Annotated in this window: 15 protein-coding genes; 4 read left to right on the forward strand and 11 right to left on the reverse strand. The window is 43.1% G+C overall.

What is annotated here, in order from left to right; translation table 11 throughout:
• The first annotated feature begins 125 nt into the window (after positions 1-125).
• From A6J84_RS07275 to A6J84_RS07290, 4 genes are all read left to right on the forward strand, one after another.
• Entirely contained in the window at positions 126-452 is a 327-nt protein-coding gene (locus A6J84_RS07275; RefSeq protein WP_000273860.1) for a PadR family transcriptional regulator, read from the forward strand.
• Positions 439-1,032 carry a DUF1700 domain-containing protein gene (locus tag A6J84_RS07280; protein WP_045592716.1) on the forward strand — a complete coding sequence of 198 codons (594 nt, stop codon included), beginning with the start codon at positions 439-441 and terminating at the stop codon, positions 1,030-1,032. The genes A6J84_RS07275 and A6J84_RS07280 overlap by 14 nt, the downstream gene beginning before the upstream one ends.
• A complete protein-coding gene (locus A6J84_RS07285; RefSeq protein ID WP_095726336.1) occupies positions 1,025-1,954 on the forward strand; it encodes a DUF4097 family beta strand repeat-containing protein in 930 nt (309 codons plus the stop codon). Before A6J84_RS07280 ends, A6J84_RS07285 begins: the two co-directional genes overlap by 8 nt.
• A gap of 62 nt (positions 1,955-2,016) precedes the next feature.
• Positions 2,017-2,979 carry a DUF6574 domain-containing protein gene (locus A6J84_RS07290; RefSeq protein ID WP_095726337.1) on the forward strand — a complete coding sequence of 321 codons (963 nt, stop codon included), beginning with the start codon at positions 2,017-2,019 and terminating at the stop codon, positions 2,977-2,979.
• Positions 2,980-3,041: 62 nt separating this feature from the next.
• On the opposite strand, the gene A6J84_RS07295 is transcribed toward A6J84_RS07290, so the two are convergent.
• The 11 genes from A6J84_RS07295 to A6J84_RS07345 form a co-directional block, all read right to left on the reverse strand.
• Positions 3,042-3,902 (reverse strand): DUF4299 family protein, encoded by an 861-nt coding sequence (locus A6J84_RS07295; protein ID WP_095726338.1) that lies wholly within the window; start codon positions 3,900-3,902, stop codon positions 3,042-3,044.
• Between the two features lie 123 nt (positions 3,903-4,025).
• Complete coding sequence (locus A6J84_RS07300; RefSeq protein ID WP_001030023.1) at positions 4,026-5,012, reverse strand: rhodanese-related sulfurtransferase; 987 nt, start codon at positions 5,010-5,012, stop codon at positions 4,026-4,028.
• 131 nt (positions 5,013-5,143) lie between these two features.
• A complete protein-coding gene (locus A6J84_RS07305) occupies positions 5,144-5,440 on the reverse strand; it encodes a bacteriocin immunity protein (RefSeq protein ID WP_162283467.1) in 297 nt (98 codons plus the stop codon).
• A gap of 56 nt (positions 5,441-5,496) precedes the next feature.
• Positions 5,497-6,186 carry a CPBP family intramembrane glutamic endopeptidase gene (locus A6J84_RS07310; RefSeq protein WP_084877223.1) on the reverse strand — a complete coding sequence of 230 codons (690 nt, stop codon included), beginning with the start codon at positions 6,184-6,186 and terminating at the stop codon, positions 5,497-5,499.
• A 160-nt stretch (positions 6,187-6,346) separates the two neighbouring features.
• Positions 6,347-7,831: an ABC transporter substrate-binding protein gene (locus A6J84_RS07315; RefSeq protein WP_095726339.1), complete on the reverse strand. Its 1,485-nt coding sequence runs from the start codon at positions 7,829-7,831 to the stop codon at positions 6,347-6,349.
• A 106-nt stretch (positions 7,832-7,937) separates the two neighbouring features.
• Positions 7,938-8,861, reverse strand: a complete 924-nt coding sequence (locus A6J84_RS07320) for a carbohydrate ABC transporter permease (protein WP_000818344.1) — start codon at positions 8,859-8,861, stop codon at positions 7,938-7,940.
• Positions 8,862-8,874: 13 nt separating this feature from the next.
• A complete protein-coding gene (locus A6J84_RS07325) occupies positions 8,875-9,804 on the reverse strand; it encodes an ABC transporter permease (protein ID WP_000714584.1) in 930 nt (309 codons plus the stop codon).
• 357 nt (positions 9,805-10,161) lie between these two features.
• On the reverse strand, positions 10,162-12,042 hold the full coding sequence (locus A6J84_RS07330; RefSeq protein WP_095726341.1) for a beta-N-acetylhexosaminidase: 1,881 nt from the start codon (positions 12,040-12,042) through the stop codon (positions 10,162-10,164).
• Positions 12,036-12,905: an ROK family protein gene (locus A6J84_RS07335; RefSeq protein ID WP_095726342.1), complete on the reverse strand. Its 870-nt coding sequence runs from the start codon at positions 12,903-12,905 to the stop codon at positions 12,036-12,038. The genes A6J84_RS07330 and A6J84_RS07335 overlap by 7 nt, the downstream gene beginning before the upstream one ends.
• Before the next feature lie 96 nt (positions 12,906-13,001).
• Positions 13,002-15,647 carry an alpha-mannosidase gene (locus tag A6J84_RS07340; RefSeq protein ID WP_095726343.1) on the reverse strand — a complete coding sequence of 882 codons (2,646 nt, stop codon included), beginning with the start codon at positions 15,645-15,647 and terminating at the stop codon, positions 13,002-13,004.
• Positions 15,648-15,701: 54 nt separating this feature from the next.
• A complete protein-coding gene (locus tag A6J84_RS07345) occupies positions 15,702-16,982 on the reverse strand; it encodes a glycoside hydrolase family 125 protein (protein WP_095726344.1) in 1,281 nt (426 codons plus the stop codon).
• Positions 16,983-17,122 lie beyond the last annotated feature (140 nt).

The following is a 17,122-nucleotide window of genomic DNA, read 5'->3' on the forward strand; positions in this document are numbered from 1 at the left end:
ATACTAGGAGTTTTTTTATATGTAAAATTTTTACACATATTTCTTGACAGGGCTTTCAACTTGAGATACAATATATTTGAAAAGAGTATATATAAAATTTTTATATAATATAAAGGAGGTTTCCCATGTACTTCCCAACATCCTCTGCCTTGATCGAGTTTCTCATCTTGGCTGTACTGGAGCAGGGGGATTCTTATGGTTATGAGATTAGTCAAACCATTAAGCTCATCGCCAATATCAAAGAATCTACGCTCTATCCCATTCTCAAAAAATTGGAAGCCAGTGGCTTTCTGACCACCTACTCTAGAGAGTTTCAGGGGCGTATGCGCAAATACTATTCCTTGACCAATCGGGGCGTAGAGCAGCTCGTTACTCTAAAGGAAGAGTGGACGCTCTATACCGACACCGTCAACGGCATCATAGAAGGGAGTATCCGCCATGACAAGAACTGACTATCTGACTCAGTTAGAAACCTATCTCCATAAACTGCCTGAAGCTGACCGCATCGAAGCTATGGACTACTTTAAGGAACTATTTGACGATGCAGGCCCAGAGGGCGAAGAGGAACTCATTGCCAGTCTAGGCACTCCAAAAGAAGCTGCCCATGATGTCCTCTCTGATCTTCTCGATAAAAAAGTCAATGAAGCCCCTGCTCAAAAGAATGACCGCCAACTGCTACATATTGCCCTCCTGGCCCTGCTAGTAGCTCCTATCGGAATTCCGGTCGGGATTGGCATCCTCATGGCCATCATCGGTATTATTATCGCGGCTGCCTCCGTCATTCTAGCCTTCTTTACCGTCTCTGTGACGGGTATCCTGCTAGGTGGACTCTTTATCGTAGAGAGCTTTAGCGTCCTAGTCGAAGCCAAATCTGCCTTTATCTTGATTTTTGGGGCCGGTTTGCTTTCTATCGGTGCTTCTTCTCTTGTTCTACTGGGTATCTCCTATGTAGCTCGTTTCTTTGGCCTCCTGATCGTCCGCTTGGTGCAATGGATTCTTAAAAAAGGAAAGAGAGGTGACAGACATGCGTAAATTGACAAAAGGATTTCTCATTTTTGGTGTGGTTTCTACAATCCTCGGTTTTATCATGATCATTGTAGGCGCCCAGTCCAATGGTATTCAAAGTTTGCTTGCCATGTCAAAAGACCCCGTCTATGACAATCGTATCGAAGAAGTGACCTTCGGAAGTGAGGTGGAAAAAATTGATTTGACCCTTGAGGAACATAGCCTAACCATCACCGAGTCTGTAGATGACAAGATCCACATCACCTATCATCCGTCCGTGTCTGGTCGTCACGATCTGACTACTGGCATGAGTGACAAAACACTAAGCGTCACTGACAAACAAGCCTCCCAACATCGCTTTCTCGGTTCAGGAATCGAAGGCCTACTTCGTATTGCCAGCAGTTATTCTCACCGTTTTGACGAAGTCATTCTCTCCCTCCCTAAAGGAAGAAGACTGCAAGCTATCACCGTCTCAGCCAATCGTGGACAAACCAATATTCGTCAAGCCAATCTTGAAAATGCGACAATCAAAACAAAAGGCTATCTCTTAAGAATAACAGAAAGCTCTATCAAGAATAGTACACTAACGACACCTCATATCATCAATATCTTTGATACCGAATTTACAGATAGCCAGGTCAAGACGGAAAGGGAACACATCTATGCTGAGAATATCAAGGTCCACGGCAAGGTTGAGCTAGAGGCCCATTCCACTCTAAACCTCATTCTCTCCCAGAAAGAGACTGACCGTATCAATCTAGATCTTTCTTCTCAACATGGTGGTATCTATCATAAACCCAAAGAAGAACATCGTGGACAAAAAGAGAATGAACTTGCCAACCCATACAAGACAGACAAAGCAGATATCAAAGATCTACTCATTGCAAAAGCCAACCAAGATATCTACCTACCTAAAGAAGAGCACTCTGCTCCGTCTAGAAACAATTGACAAAAACGCTTTCATCTGCTAGGCTAAAGATAGAAAAGACCATAAAAAAAGGAGGTTCCACCATGACACAAGAATGGTTTGAAAGTGCCGATCTTGAGAAGAAATCACCTCAGACAAAATCAGAAATCCAGCCCAACGAGCCAGAGACTTCGGAAACTGTGGAAACTGAACCACAAGTAAGCGAAGAAACACCTGTCTCACCTAAAGAGATGGAAACGCATGAGGAGGAAACTCCCGAAATGACTGAGGAAACACAAACCGAGGAAGAGGGAGAAGGGAAAGCTGAAGAGGAACACAAGCAAGAAACCCCTACAAAAGAGAAAAGTATCCTCAGCAAAGCTTTAGAAAGCCCCTATATCCCAGATATTGACCCTCGTAAAACTGCCCGATTAAAAGAAGAAATCGCACTATTTTGGACTTGGCTGCTGGATGCTATCCAAGAACCAACTGCTAGCAAGACTACGGACCAAAAGCATCGTTACAGTGTCTTTGCCCTGCTCACTTTGCTATCCATGATTAACCTTTTCTTTAGTATCTATCATATCAAGCACCTCTACTACGGCTATATGGCCTCTATTGCCAATAGTTTACCTAACCAGCTCCCACCTTTAGATCTCTTTGCTGGACTTTCTATCTTGGTCGCTAGCGCTCTATTTTACTTTTCCATCATTTTGGGAGGCTTTACTGTCCGACGTGTACTGGACCAGAAGAGCGACTTCACTTTTCAAGAAGCCTTTGATCGGTATAGCAGACTCTTTGCTATCCCACTTGTCCTAACAGCTCTAGCAAGTTTCTTTGCACTCTTTGGTGGCTTACGATTTGCTGGCATCCTAACTCTTCTAAGCATGGCCATCTTTGCCCTTGGAAATCTCTTTGTGATTAGCAAGCCAAGTAAGACCAGTAGCCTTGACCCATTCTATCGTTTTTTGCTAGCTGTCTTACTTGATGGCGCTATTCTCGTACCCTTCTTCATTGCAGAGCTCGCGCTGACAGTGGACTACCTTCGCATCCTGACATTCTTTTAACCAAAATCCCTGCCATTTGTTAATGACAGGGATTTTTATGCTTACTCTTTTTTAAACAAGGCCTACTCGATACTTGCCAATTCCTCAAAATCTTTTCCCAAAATGGCTTGTACTTCCAATTGATTGGCATCTAGTTGGTGGTAAAATGCTTTTGGTAGTGACTCTAGGAATCTTGCATAGCCCAAGCGAGCGATGGATTCGTAGTCTTCTGCTTTGGACCCATCACCAGAAATCGTCACTAGGTCAATCTCCCAAACAAGCTCCTTGCCTGCCAGCTGCTCGGTATAAGGGACTGGTACAAAGGGTTCCTTTGGTAAAATCGTTTTGACTCCCTGGGCTAGGTGATAGATACCGTGCACCTTACCTTGGGCATCTGGGTAAAATTTCACACTGGCAAGGTAGGCATCAGAGCCTTGAACCTTCTTGACCAGCTCTTCAAAACGTACCAAGCCATCTTCTGCTAAAAATCTCTCGAGGTATTCCTTGTTGAGATAGATAGGGGATAAGAGCCCTTGGCAATAAACTAGACGAGTCGCTTTATCAGCTAGATAATTCTTGACCGTTTGTCGGAAATAAGCTTCAAAGTCAAATCCTTCTAGCCCTTCTACCGCCTCCCCCAACTTGCTCGATAGGGCTTGGAGGAGAGCCTCTACAATCTCCCAGTCCACTCTAGTAAGAAAATCTGGAATCACCACTTGATAACCTTTTCGGCTATCCGCATAGTTGACCTTGAAGAGAAATTGCGACTGACCAACAATCCCACACTCCATGTATTCGAGACGATTGAGGGGCTGACGGAGATAGACCGCATCATAACTGTGTGACTCCAAGCCCTCCACCAAGGCCAAGATAGACTTGGCAGTCAAGACCTCCTGTTGTCCTAGAATGCTTTCTTTATTTGGGATAAAAAATGTTTTCGCCATAACTGGTCTCCTTTGAAATCGTTTACATACAGTATAACCCTATTTTCCTGAAAGATACAGAAACAAATTTTAGATTTTTAGATAAAAAGCATAGAAAAACAGCCCCTGAGGAGCTGTTTGATGTTATACAGTAGCGACTTGATCCAAGCTTTCACCGATAGCAGCTAGGCGCTCGATTACTTCTGCTTGTGTCAATTCATTTTCTGAAACATAGCGGTTGCGTGGGTGAACACGACACTCGTGTGAGCATCCACGAAGGTACTTGTCTTCATTTTCTTCTGATGTTAGGATACGACGGTTACAGAAGGGATTTCCACAGTTGACATAGCGTTCACATGGTGTTCCATCAAACCAGTCTTTCCCTACGATGGTTGGGTTAACATGGTTAACATCAACGGCGATACGCTCGTCAAAGACGTACATTTTCCCATCCCAAAGCTCACCTTGAACTTCTGGGTCTTTACCGTAAGTTGCGATTCCTCCATGCAATTGGCCAACATCTTTGTAGCCTTCACGCACCATCCAGCCTGAGAATTTCTCACAGCGAACGCCACCTGTACAGTAAACCACGACACGTTTGTCCATGAATTTTTCCTTGTTGTCACGGACCCATTGTGGCAACTCACGGAAGTTGCGGATGTCTGGGCGGATAGCCCCACGGAAATGTCCTAGGTCGTACTCATAATCGTTACGTGTGTCAAGGACCACTGTATCTTCGTCAAGAAGGGCTTCTTTGAACTCTTTTGGAGACAAGTAAGCACCTGTAGTTTCAAGTGGGTTGATGTCGTTGTCAAAATCGTTGTCTTCCAAACCAAGGTGGACAATTTCTTTCTTGTAGCGAACAAACATCTTCTTGAAGGCTTGTTCACTTTCTTCGTCAATCTTGAACCAGAGGTCTTCCATGCCTGGGAGGCTGTGAACGTAGTCCATGTATTTTTGAGTTGTTTCATAATCACCTGAAACGGTTCCGTTAATTCCCTCGTCAGCGACTAGGATACGGCCTTTAAGGCCGATTGATTTACAGAAAGCCAAGTGGTCTGCAGCAAATTGCTCTGCATTTTCAATTGGAGTATAGAGGTAGTAAAGTAAGACACGAATATCTTTTGCCATAAGATTTGTTCTCTTTTCTATTCTTAAATTTTCAGAATTTTTCATTCAACTATACTAGTATACCCACTTGGGAAAACGAATGCAATTTATTTGACCGGAAATTATATAGAGAGACCTGCCACTGCACTTCATCAGTAACCATAGCGAATCGCAGATAATTCTCTCAATTTCTTTATCTGCTCAGTTTGACTTTCTGACAAACACAGCTTGTTGTCAATCAACACACGTGAGATGTCAACGTTCATTTGGCTTAGAATAAATGGAGTAGAGGTTCCATCGTCCTTTAATCGTTTTTTATAAATCACTAACTGATTTTTCAAGGGAGCAAGTTGAGGCGCAGCCTTTATATCTTCCAATAGATGATCAATGATGGTCATGGCTTCACAACGTCTTTCGCTTCCTCCAGCAAACCATTTTAATGGTGTCATACTTATTTTCCTCCTTAAATTGAAAAGCTATCATTCCTAACTCTCGTACCAATATTTTACCCAAATACCCTATGTAAAAAAGTCAGCAAAAATGGTAATGTTGCGAAAATATTATTAATCACATGCACCGCATAGGATGGATAAATGCTCTTGGTATAGAGGGTCAAACCAGCAAAGATGATTCCAGATGTTGCAAAGACGAAGATATCTAACAGACTAGGAAAGTTTGAAAAATGAGGGAGAGCAAATAAAATGGACGGAAGGAGCAAATCAAGACCAAATCTCGAATCTTTAAAAAAGGCGTGTTGCAGTAATCCTCTATAAATCAACTCTTCCATCAGCGGTCCCAAAAAGAATAGGGATATGTAGATACCCAATTCGGCAAAGTTAGTCCCACTATAACCAATCAATACAGCCCAACCTTCCGCAGTTGACTGAACATGTTTAGCTGTCTGAACGTTAAAAGAGATCTGGAGCACTACCACTAATACTGTCAAAATCGAATACCAAAGCCATTTTTCTCTCGGCACACGAAAGAGATAACCATGCCCTGTCTTAACCAGAATCCAAATCAGGACTCCGATAAATAGCAAACTCAAGATATTTTGAATCCAGAAGAAATTGCCAATCTGGGAAGAAAATTGCCAATAGTTTTGGACAATAAGCGTCAGCTGAGAAAGGCCAAATACGAAAAATAGGTAAGAGAAGACAGCACTCATTTTGAAAAGAAGGCGATATTTTTTCATAATAAATCCCCTATAGATGTATGTGTATCACATCGCAGAAACCCTCAGAACCACTGTTTTCATTTTTACATCCTAAAAATCACTACCTCCCCTAGAGAACTAAGGAAGGCAGTGATCACATTTTTAGGAATTAGGAATGAATACACGAAATCAATCGTTCTTATGATTTTTTGTTTTTCAAGAATTCGTCGTATTGTTTTTGCATTTCGTTCAACACTTTTTCGTAGGCACCTTCAGATTTCAATTTTTCCATCAATTCTGGGATTGCTTTATCTGGGTCTACAGTACCAGTGTTGATAGCTGTATCGAATTGTTGCATTGTGTTAGAGATTGCTGAGATTTCAGATTTCACACTGTCAGTGTTAAAGATGAATCCAAGCGCTGGAGATTCTTTAGCTTCTGCCAATTGTTTCTTAGAATCTTCGATTTGTTGGTCTGTAACGTTTTCGTTGATGTAAAGAATCCAGTTGTTACCAGTGTTCCATCCACCCATGTGAGTGTTTCCTTTGTAGGCATCAAGGACGCGTACACGGTTTTCTTTACCTTCAATTTTTTCCCAGTTCTTGCCTTCTGGACCGTAAACAAGACCGTTCAAGAGTTCTGGGTTGGTGTTCAAGAGGTTCAACACTTCCATTGATTTTTCTTTGTTCTTAGAGTTGTTTGAGATGACAAAGTTAGCAACTTGTGTTGTTTGGTTTTTCTTGATAAAGTTAGTGATTGGTTTGATTTGGATATCTTTGTTCGCAACACGTGAGAGCAAGCTGTTACCGTAGTCAGCTGGTCCTACTGTTTCTTCACGAACGAACCAAGTATCTTGTTGAAGGTCAAATGAAGTGTCGCTTGTTGCTACGTCTTTTGGAATGTACCCTTCTTCATAGAATTTGTGAAGAGTCTTCAAGTGTTCTTTGAAACGAGGCACTTCGTAACGGTTTACGATCTTAGTAGTGTCTCCTTCAAGGTCGATAACAAATGGAAGTCCGTTTGGTACTGGGTAGTCAAAGTTATCAGATGGGATAAAGTTCTTCGTAACCGCAAATGGTACTACGTCTGGAGCTTTTTCTTTGATTTGTTTCAAGACTGGTTCAAGTGTTTCGTATGAAGTGACACCTGAAATGTCAATACCATATTTTTCAAGAAGAGTCCCGTTGAAGGCAAAGTTTTGAGATGATGCAACGTTAGCCGCAACTGGAACAGCATAGATCTTACCGTTTATAGTGTTCCCTTTGATGTAAGCTGGGTCAAGTGCTTTGTAAAGCTCTGCTCCTTCTTTTTTATACAATTCTGTTAAGTCAGCATAGGCACCTTTTTGAGCATTTACGACATAGTTAGATGCAAATGCGATATCATAGTTTTCACCAGATGATGTGATAACAGACATTTTCTTATCATAGTCACCCCATCCGAGGTATTGGATATCCAATTTGGCACCAACTTTTTCACCGATGATTTTGTTAGCATTTTCTAGCAATTCATCCAAGTTATCTGGTTTGTCACCAATTTGGTACATTTTGATAACAGTTTTTTCACCTGAAGCTGAGTCAGCAGCTTTTTTGTTATTACCTGTAAGGTTTCCACAAGCAGCGAGACCAGCAGCCAAAGCGACTACACTAGCAGATGCAAAAGCATATTTTTTCCAGTTTTTCATGATAAAAACTCCTTTTTTGTTTTTAAATTTATAAACGATTTAATGATCTTTACTTCAGTCACTAAGATGAAGTTGGGAAGGGAGAAACGGTGTTTCTCAGCAAGTGCTATTCTTTCACACCACCGATCGTCAAACCTTTAACAAAGTAGCGTTGGAAGAATGGATACAGAATCGCGATTGGAAGGGTTGCAACCACAACCATGGCCATACGACCTGTTTCTTTTGGTAGAGCAACTCCCAGTTGGCCAGATAGGCCGACTGCTTTTGCAATGTAGTCCATATTTTGCTGGATTTGCATAAGCAAATATTGCAATGGATACAAGTTATCACTCTTGATGTAAAGAAGGGCGTTGAACCAGTCGTTCCAGAAGCCAAGAGCTGTCAAAAGCGTGATGGTTGCGATACCTGGAAGTGACAATGGCAAACAAATCTGGAAGAAGATCCGAGCTTCACTGGCACCATCGATACGAGCAGATTCGAGAATGGCTTCTGGAATGGTCTTCTTGAAGAAGGAACGCATCAAGATGATGTTGAATGGTGAGAGGAGCATTGGAACAATCAAGGCCCAAACGGTATCACCCAGTTGAAGCAGGCGAGTAACCACGATATAGCCTGGTACCAAACCAGCATTGAACAACATACTAAGAAGAGCGAAGATCGTAAAGAATCTGCGGTACTTAAAGGTTGTACGTGAGATGGCGTAGGCATAAGTGGTTGTAATGAAGACGTTGGTCACTGTTCCGACTACGGTTACAAAAACTGAGATAAAGAGCGCTTGGAGGATCTTATCTTTAAACTGAGCTAAGAACTGGAATCCATCTACACCAAACTTCGAAGGGAAAAAGCTATATCCATACTGGAGGATGCTCTTTTCGTCTGTCACCGAAATGATGATAACGAAGATAAAGGGCAAGATACAAGAAAGAGCGATCAAACCAGAGATGATACTAAAGAAGATATCTGCTTTCTTACTGAAGGAGTGAATGCCGACATTATCGATTTTTTCTTTTTTAATTTTCTTTTCTGCCATATTCTCCCCCTTTCTAGAACAAAGCTGAGTTTGGATCAACTCGTCTTGCAAGCAAGTTTGATAGAATAACCAGTATCAAGCCGACAACGGATTGGTAAAGACCGGCTGCTGAAGCCATACCGATATCTGCTGTCTGAGTCAAACCATTAAAGACATATACATCCAAAACGTTGGTTACATTGTAAAGCTGACCAGCATTATGCGGGATTTGATAGAAGAGACCAAAGTCTGCACGGAAGATATTTCCGACTGCAAGGATGGTCAATACAGTTACAAGTGGAGTCAACTGAGGAATGGTTACGTTGCGAATACGTTGCCACTTGCTAGCCCCGTCCACTGTTGCTGCTTCGTAGTAGGTTGGGTCAATTCCCATGATTGTCGCATAGTACATGACACTGCTATATCCAAATCCTTTCCAAATACCTAGGAAAAGGAGAAGGTATGGCCAAATGCCTAAGTCAGCGTAGAAGTTGACTTCCTTCATGCCAATGGATGTTAGGAAATGGTTGAAGACCCCTTTGTCAATGTTTAGGAAAGCATCTGTAAAGAAACTAATGATAACCCATGACAGGAAGTAAGGGAACAACATAGACGTTTGGAAAATCTTAACCATTCTCTTAGAGCGAAGCTCGCTGAGGATAATGGCAATCCCTACTGATACAATCAAACCGATAAAGATAAAGCCGAGATTGTAGAGAACGGTATTTCGAGTGATGATAAAGGCGTCTTTTGAACTGAACAAGAATCTGAAATTATCTAACCCGACCCATTTACTATTCACAATACTATCTATGAAACCATTACTGGTCATATGGTAGTCTTTAAAGGCGACCACATTCCCAAATACTGGAATGTAAAAGAATAGAATCAACCAGAGTGCCCCTGGTAAAACCATCAAGAGAAAGATCCAGTTATCTCTCAAGGTCTTTGAAAACTTTTTCATACTTTCCTCCCTTTTTATTCCTAAAAACTGATTTCACCGAATTTTTAGGTTTGATAACGATTACATTATTAGTATACTCCTAATTGATGGCTAGGTTAAACTACTAATTATAGAAAAAACTCCACAAATTATTTTTTGTGGAGAAGTTTTTTATAAGAAATAGGTTTCACGAGAAACACTCTGAACAAGGGGCACTGTTCTTGTTTTTATACTCAATGAAAATCAAAGAGCAAACTAGGAAGCTAGCCGCAAGCTGCTCAAAGCACTGCTTTGAGGTTGCAGATAAAACTGACGAAGTCAGTAACATCTATACGGTAAGGCGAAGCTGACGTGGTTTGAAGAGATTTTCGAAGAGTATTAAGTCGTATAAATCGTCGATGCGGTCGCAATGGTATGCCACTGGTTGGCTGTTGTGGCTGCAAAGTCCTTGTCTCCATAAAAATCGTTAAATGGAAGGATTTCAACGTCTAATTCTTCGATGCGGTCAATCTGACCAGACAGATAAGCCTCGATGCGACTCTCTGCTCGTTTGATACGTTGCAAGAGTCCGCCCATGCGGATATCGACTGTATCCAAGCCAAAGACCTTGTTTTCTTTCAACCATTGACGGCTAAAGAGCGCATGGAAGTGTTCAATCTCACTTCTGAGTTTTGGCAATTCTTGTCTGGCGATTTCTCTCAGACTTTCTTTATCGTTTACTTGGTAGGCCTGACGAATGCGTCGTCCCACATCCACTTTACTGCTTAAAATCTGGTTCAACTGAGCCTGTGTTTCAAAGAGGTAAGAGTAGGCACCAGCTTTTTCTTTGATTTCAGCAAGCGTCTCAGCTGCCTGAGCAAAGTGTGGCCCGTCCTGTTCAGGTGTCATGTGTCGATCAAGAATCGGACAGAGAACATCCTGATAAAAGGCATAGCGGTTGGGATTGATCCCGCTGAGATTGCCTGGTAGGTCTGGCAAGAGATTAGCTAGGTCAATCTGCATAAAGTCCTCAACCGATAGACCCGTATTGGTCTTGAAGTGTGCAGACAAACGGTCTAGGTCATTGCGGTAGCTGAGTTCTGCCCAGATTTGTAAGCTTGGTAGGATAGAAAACTGGGCTGTCTCGCCACCATTATCCCCCCAACCAGTTACGATGACTTCTTTGATCTGATTAGCACGACAGGCTTTATTGGCCTCGATAGCCACTAGACGGCTGAAATGGTTGTGTGGGGTAAAGCCAATCCACTTCCAAGCACCACCTGCAAAGGCGATATCTTGGCTAATCTTGTGGTGATTGCGGAAATTACGATTGTACTTTTCTTCGCTATCTTGGTAATAATCCCAATAAACCAAGGTTACACGGTTTTTGAGACGATCTAGGTAGACACGAGTTTCCTCAGGAATTTCCACATCACGGTCGTACTGGCCATCTGCTGACATGAGTTTGAAAAACATGTCACTCCACATTTGGCAGTGGAAACCATACTTATCGGCAATATCCAGCACGCGCTCCAAGTGTTGACACATGAGGAGACTACGGTCCACAACACCGTTCAAAATGAGGTAGCGCCCCAAACCAACCAAGTGAGCTTCGTCCATCCCGATATTGACCTTGCGTGTCTGCAGTTTAGACAGAGTGGCAAACATCCCGTCAATCAAATCATAAACCTTTTCTTCACCGATAAGGAGAATGTCCTCTACATCACGGAGTTCTTGCACTTCTTTGACACCCCATTTAACGAAGGCCGACAAATGAGCCAAGGTCTGGATGCAAGGCACAAAGGTCATGTCAAACTGCTGGGCGTAGGCTTCTATTTCCTGCAACTCCTCAGCCGAGTAAGCACCACGGAAATAACCAAAGTAAGGTTGTCCCTCAATCTGATAAGTATCTTCCATGTAAAGCTCAAAGGTTGAGTAGCCCATGAGAGCCAAGACTTCAATCATCTGTTTGGCAGAAGCCACATTTAGTACTGCATTTCGCGAACAGTCTGCCATGTAGGCCAACTCTTCGTAAGCAGCTTGTTCTTCAATCTCTACCTTATCACCATCTTTTAAGGCGCTTGCTAGCAAGGATAGACCGCGATACAGTTGGTGAGGTTTGTCATAAGTCAGTTGATAGTGGCCTCCCTCACCCTTGATAGAGATAGAGGCTTGGTCAGACTGAGCGACTGCCACCTCTACATCTGCTAGCGAAATATGCTTTTTAAGCAACTCTAATGCTTGCTCTTGTTTGGGACTAAGTCCTGTAAATCTTACCATTGATTTTCCTCCTGCAGCCAGTTGACAAGGGCACCGTAGAGATTGGCATCTGCGTGATAGGTGCAGGCTTGGATAACTGGTGCGACCGTGTATTCTTCGTAGGTTTCAACAAATGCATCAACAGCTTTTTTGACGCCTTGGATAAAATCTGGATTTTGACTGATAGAGCCTCCCAGACTAATGACATCTGGGTCGATGAGATACTGAATATTGAGCAAACCTTGCGCCAGATTGCGGTTCATGCGCAAAATAGCTTCTTGACAGAGGGCATTACCAGCTGCAGCTTCTTGGTAAATCTTGCGACCATCCCAGTCAGTCTGACCAGATTTTTCAATTACGTAGCGAACCATGTTTCCTGTAGAAGCTAATAGTGACCAGTTGTTGAGTTTTTCAGCTGGTTCAATGGTTGTCATGTAGCCAAACTCACCACCTAAGCCGTGGCGACCACGGTGAAGTTTCCCATTGATAATCATAGCTCCGCCAATTCCTGTCCCAATCACGACACAGGCTGCATTTTCAATCTCTGGGTGAGCCAGCAGTTCACTAAGTCCAACACAGTTGGCATCATTTTCTAGATGGATAGGGAGTTGATGATGAGCAAGAGTCTCATACCAAGAAAAGCCATGAATGTAAGGTACGGCACTGATTCCCTCAATCACACCTGTTTCTTGATTGACCGCTCCTGGAACGCTCATGGCAATGCCCTTATAATCTTTCTCTGCCAAGCATTTGTCTAGCCAAGTCAGTAAATCCTCCAAGTTTTCTGGTGTCGGTGTACTTGTCTTATCTAGTATTTTTCCATCAGGAGTCAGACTGGCAAATTTAATCCCAGTCCCTCCGATATCAATGGTTGCAATCGTCATATTTTCACCAAAAAAGGGGCAAATCAGTAATTAATCCTTACTCTTTCGCCCCTCCTTTCTATCTCATAGCATTAGTTATCAAACACTTTAAAACTGTTAAATGTCTTCTTTTTTAATCAATTCTGTGCGAATTTCTTGTGGTGCTAAGAGTCCTGAATGAACCGGATAAGGTCGCTCAAGCAAGTCCAAAATGGTTTGTTGGTGCTCTGATATACGCACATTTTCTTGACTCATATTGTAGTAACGGAGGACATATCCTTCTTCATTTTCCGCCACTTTAAAGGCTGTTGGGCAAACTTGTGGTAAGCTAAGTGCCGCATGACTCAAGAGGCTACCAGTCGCAGCAACACTTCCTTCTTGTTTAGCAACTTGAAGACTAGTGAATGGTGTTTGAAAGGCTTTGGCACGACGGAAGGCTGAGAAGCGTTCCCCTGCTTGGTGGCATTCAAGTGTAAACTCGACTTCAAACTCACGCAAGCATTGAGCTTCTGGTGTTGGGAAGTAACCCCAGTCACCTAACTCACCTGAGGCACGAAGAATGGTCACGGCAATGGTATCGTCTCCAAGGATTTCATACTCGTGCAATCCTTTATTGGCCACCGTCACTCCTTTTTCATCATCATAAAGGCTGACAAAGGCTTGTTGGTGTTGTGGATTTTCAGGATTTTCCCAAGAAGCAGCTGGTTTGTTTGGTCTTGTCACCACCTCATAGATGCTTTCAGAGTCATTGCTTGGACGCGTGTTATGAGTCTTAACCAAGAGACGGATACGGTGGTCCTTGGCTGTGTTAGTAAAGCGAGTCTTGAAACGAATTTGTGGATTGTCAACAAAGACGGTCATCTCTGTTTCCAGAGGAAGGGTTGTCAATTCTTCTGAGCGCCCAGCTTCACGCGTCATAAACTCGATAATGCCTCTTTGTTCTGCATCCAGTTTTTCGTCTGCACTTACTGGAATTGTCAATTCATGCTTGAGCAAGATCTTGGCAAAACGAGCTGTATTTCCCAAGACCTCATAGCCTTTCAGCTCGGCGTAGATAGGCTCTGTTCCTTTTGGTTGGAAATAGATGTACTCATTTCCAATGTCACCACGGTCTTCAAAGCGAACAATATCTTCATACGCTTCATGAGTTGTCTTGTCGTAGACCGTGATGTTTTCATCTACACTTACCGTTACAAATGGCGTATCAATCACTCCATTTTGGTAAATACCATCACGGCGTTCTTGTTTTCCTTCGAGCAATTGGAAGGTTGTCCAAGAAAGTGGTGCTAGATGAACAGGGACTGTCACGCGCACTTGTCGAGCGATACGAGCCTGACGAAACTTGTCTTTTGGCAAATCGTACTCAAAGTTAGCTCCCAGATCTTCGATTTTCGCTTCTACAGCATGGCCTTCCAAGTCTTCGACACGGTAGCTTGGCAAGGTCAAGGCCACCATCTTCTTATAGCCTTCTGTTGGGTGCAATTCTTTGAAATCACAAGTCGCTACATCAATCACTGTGCTGACCGTATCAACTTTGTCATGCAAGCCTGTGTTAATGACGGTAAAGAGATGGTCGCTTTGGGCTTCGTGGGTTGCAATTTTACCCTTCCACTCGTTGAGAAGATTGGTCTTAACAAAGTTTCCGACTTGGTTGACCTTGGCAAAACGTGTTTCCATCTCACGGTGAACCTCGTCCACACTACAGCCACAGATACTGTCATGTGGCGCATTTTGTAGAAGGACTTTCCAAGCATAGGTCAACTGGTCCTTGTGGTTGTGCCCACCAGTGATGACCGTTAATGGTTCCACTACTTGTTCTAGGAGGTTGCTATTTTCTTGGAAAGCTTGTTTGAGGTAAATACGGGATGAAGAAGTGTTAGCAAGTGTATACCAACCGTCTGTTTCTTGACTGGTCAACTCACCCGTAACGGTAGATAGTTGCTCAGGTAGAGCACTTTCTACTGCATGAACATAGTCATCAAAGGAACTATGCACAAAGGTTACATCTGGGAAGAGTTCATTGGCCACACGAATAGCTTCGCTCAGATTTCGCTGTACAGGCTGGTGGTCACAGCCGTTCATCATCAACCATTGGTTGGTCGAAGCATAGTCACGCACGTCTGACAATTTTTGTTTCCAGAAAGTTAGGGCCTCGTCCTTATCAACTGGGATTTCATTTCCATTACTGTACCAGTTGGCAAAGAGGATACCGAGGACACGACTTCCGTCTGCACCCTGCCAGTACATTTCTGAAAACTGGGAAGTAAACTGCTCATCTTCGAGAACTTGGTTGTCAAATCCAATCGGCTTGACACCACGGCCAAAGGCTGCCACGTGAATGCCTGATTTTTGAAGGATTTGAGGAGCTTGTCCCATATTTCCAAAGGTATCTGGGAAGTAACCAATCTGGGTTGATTTGCCCCATTTTGCACATTCTGCTTGACCAATCAAGGTATTGCGGACGTTGGCTTCACTTGAAATCAAGTAGTCATCCTGCAAGATGTAAAAGGGACCAATTTTAAGTTTGCCCTCGTCAATGTAACGTTGAACCTTATCGCGATTTTCAGGGCGAATTTCCAAGTAGTCATCTAGGACAATAGTTTGTCCATCCAAGTGAAAACTCTTGAACTCAGGGTCATTTTCAAAGAGATCAAAGAGATTGTCAAACAATTCCACCAACTGCATACGGTGGCTTTCAAAAGGCAAATACCACTCACGGTCCCAGTGACTATGTGAGATAATATGTACAACAACATTTTCCATGAGTAAAACCTCATTCTAACTTAAATTTTTATTTCTATCTAACCAAAGAACTGACTAGCGTATATCTAGATAATCCAAAACCAATTCACAAAACATCATGTTGGCCCAAGAGAACCATTCACGTGAGTAAAGCGTTGGGTCGTCCACGTGGAAGCTTTCATGCATGACACCTGTGCCACCATCGCAGGCAACGAGCTGATCCAGCAAGTATTTTTTCTCTGCCTTATCTCTTGTTGTCAAGCCTTGGATAGAAAGGGCAATGGGCCAGATATAGCGATAGAAGGTATGAGAACTTCCGAGACCGCTAGCGTATTCTCCTTGGTAAAAATATGGATTTTCAGGGCTCAGAATGGTACGGCGTGTGGCTTGATACACTTCGTCTTCAATGTCGCAATAGCCCAGATAAGGCGCCGCCAGCAGACTTGGTACATTTGGGTCATCCATGATGCTAGCATTCCCTAAACCATCCACTTCAAAGGCGTAAATCTTTTCGCCCTTGCTGTTGGTTGTGTAGGCGTAATTTTCGATGCCTTCTTGGATCTCCGCTTGGAGACCCTTAGCATCTGCGATAATACTCTCGCTATCAGCCAAGTTTAATTCTGCAAAGATTTCTTGGACATACCCCAAGACGACTACGGCAAACATATTGGACGGAATCAAATAGCTATACTGGCAGCAGTCATCACTCGGGCGAAAGGCTGACCAGGTCATACCTGTCACCGCAAAGTTCGGTCCAAAGCCATCATTTACCAGAGTATCTTCCTTGCGGTCTGTATCCCGAACAAAACGATAAGGTGAGTTCTTGTGGTCTTGTTCCACTGTCCAGAGATGAAGAATTTCCTTGGTCGCTGCGACAAAAGTCTCATCAAATTGACTGGTCTCGCCAGTCTCTTTCCAGAGGAGATAAGCCAACTGCAAAGGATAGCAAAGCGAGTCCACCTCATACTTGCGTTCCCAAATCCAACCATTAAGGTCAGTATGGTCAGTCTCGTGGTGGCCCTTCCAGTTTTCCTCAATGTTAAAGGAGTTGGCATAAGGATCCTTGAGGATCAAGGTCATCTGACGCTTGACCAAACCTGCAATGGTCTGACGCAAGAGAGGATCTCTTTTAGCCACATGAAGGTAGGGTCTAAGTTGGGCTGTCGAATCCCGAAGCCACATAGCAGGAATATCCCCTGTCAAGACAAAAGTTGAGCCATCTTCTAGAATCTCGACCGTATTGTCCAAGGTGTCTGTATAGCAACGCTCAAAGACATCCACCCACTCGGGATGGTCCTTAGCCCGCTCTGCTACTTCGTCCAGCCATTCTCTAACAATTTCTTTCGAATAAATCATCGTGCAGTTTCCTCTTTCAAACAAGTTTCATGTTCAGTATATAGTTTTTGAGACAGAAAATACATACACAAATGATAGTCATTTTTCTACAAAATTGCTTACTTTCGAACCCCATATCTAAAGGTCTCATTTTTCTGATA

The sequence above is a fragment of the Streptococcus sp. FDAARGOS_256 genome (genome assembly GCF_002289235.2).
Lineage (GTDB): Bacteria > Bacillota > Bacilli > Lactobacillales > Streptococcaceae > Streptococcus.

Coding starts and splice junctions, on each gene's coding strand:
- A6J84_RS07275 (WP_000273860.1), top strand. CDS start 126: ATGTACTTCCCAACATCCTCTGCCTTGATCGAGTTTCTCATCTTGGCT.
- A6J84_RS07280 (WP_045592716.1), top strand. CDS start 439: ATGACAAGAACTGACTATCTGACTCAGTTAGAAACCTATCTCCATAAA.
- A6J84_RS07285 (WP_095726336.1), top strand. CDS start 1,025: ATGCGTAAATTGACAAAAGGATTTCTCATTTTTGGTGTGGTTTCTACA.
- A6J84_RS07290 (WP_095726337.1), top strand. CDS start 2,017: ATGACACAAGAATGGTTTGAAAGTGCCGATCTTGAGAAGAAATCACCT.
- A6J84_RS07295 (WP_095726338.1), bottom strand. CDS start 3,902: ATGGCGAAAACATTTTTTATCCCAAATAAAGAAAGCATTCTAGGACAA.
- A6J84_RS07300 (WP_001030023.1), bottom strand. CDS start 5,012: ATGGCAAAAGATATTCGTGTCTTACTTTACTACCTCTATACTCCAATT.
- A6J84_RS07305 (WP_162283467.1), bottom strand. CDS start 5,440: ATGACACCATTAAAATGGTTTGCTGGAGGAAGCGAAAGACGTTGTGAA.
- A6J84_RS07310 (WP_084877223.1), bottom strand. CDS start 6,186: ATGAAAAAATATCGCCTTCTTTTCAAAATGAGTGCTGTCTTCTCTTAC.
- A6J84_RS07315 (WP_095726339.1), bottom strand. CDS start 7,831: ATGAAAAACTGGAAAAAATATGCTTTTGCATCTGCTAGTGTAGTCGCT.
- A6J84_RS07320 (WP_000818344.1), bottom strand. CDS start 8,861: ATGGCAGAAAAGAAAATTAAAAAAGAAAAAATCGATAATGTCGGCATT.
- A6J84_RS07325 (WP_000714584.1), bottom strand. CDS start 9,804: ATGAAAAAGTTTTCAAAGACCTTGAGAGATAACTGGATCTTTCTCTTG.
- A6J84_RS07330 (WP_095726341.1), bottom strand. CDS start 12,042: ATGGTAAGATTTACAGGACTTAGTCCCAAACAAGAGCAAGCATTAGAG.
- A6J84_RS07335 (WP_095726342.1), bottom strand. CDS start 12,905: ATGACGATTGCAACCATTGATATCGGAGGGACTGGGATTAAATTTGCC.
- A6J84_RS07340 (WP_095726343.1), bottom strand. CDS start 15,647: ATGGAAAATGTTGTTGTACATATTATCTCACATAGTCACTGGGACCGT.
- A6J84_RS07345 (WP_095726344.1), bottom strand. CDS start 16,982: ATGATTTATTCGAAAGAAATTGTTAGAGAATGGCTGGACGAAGTAGCA.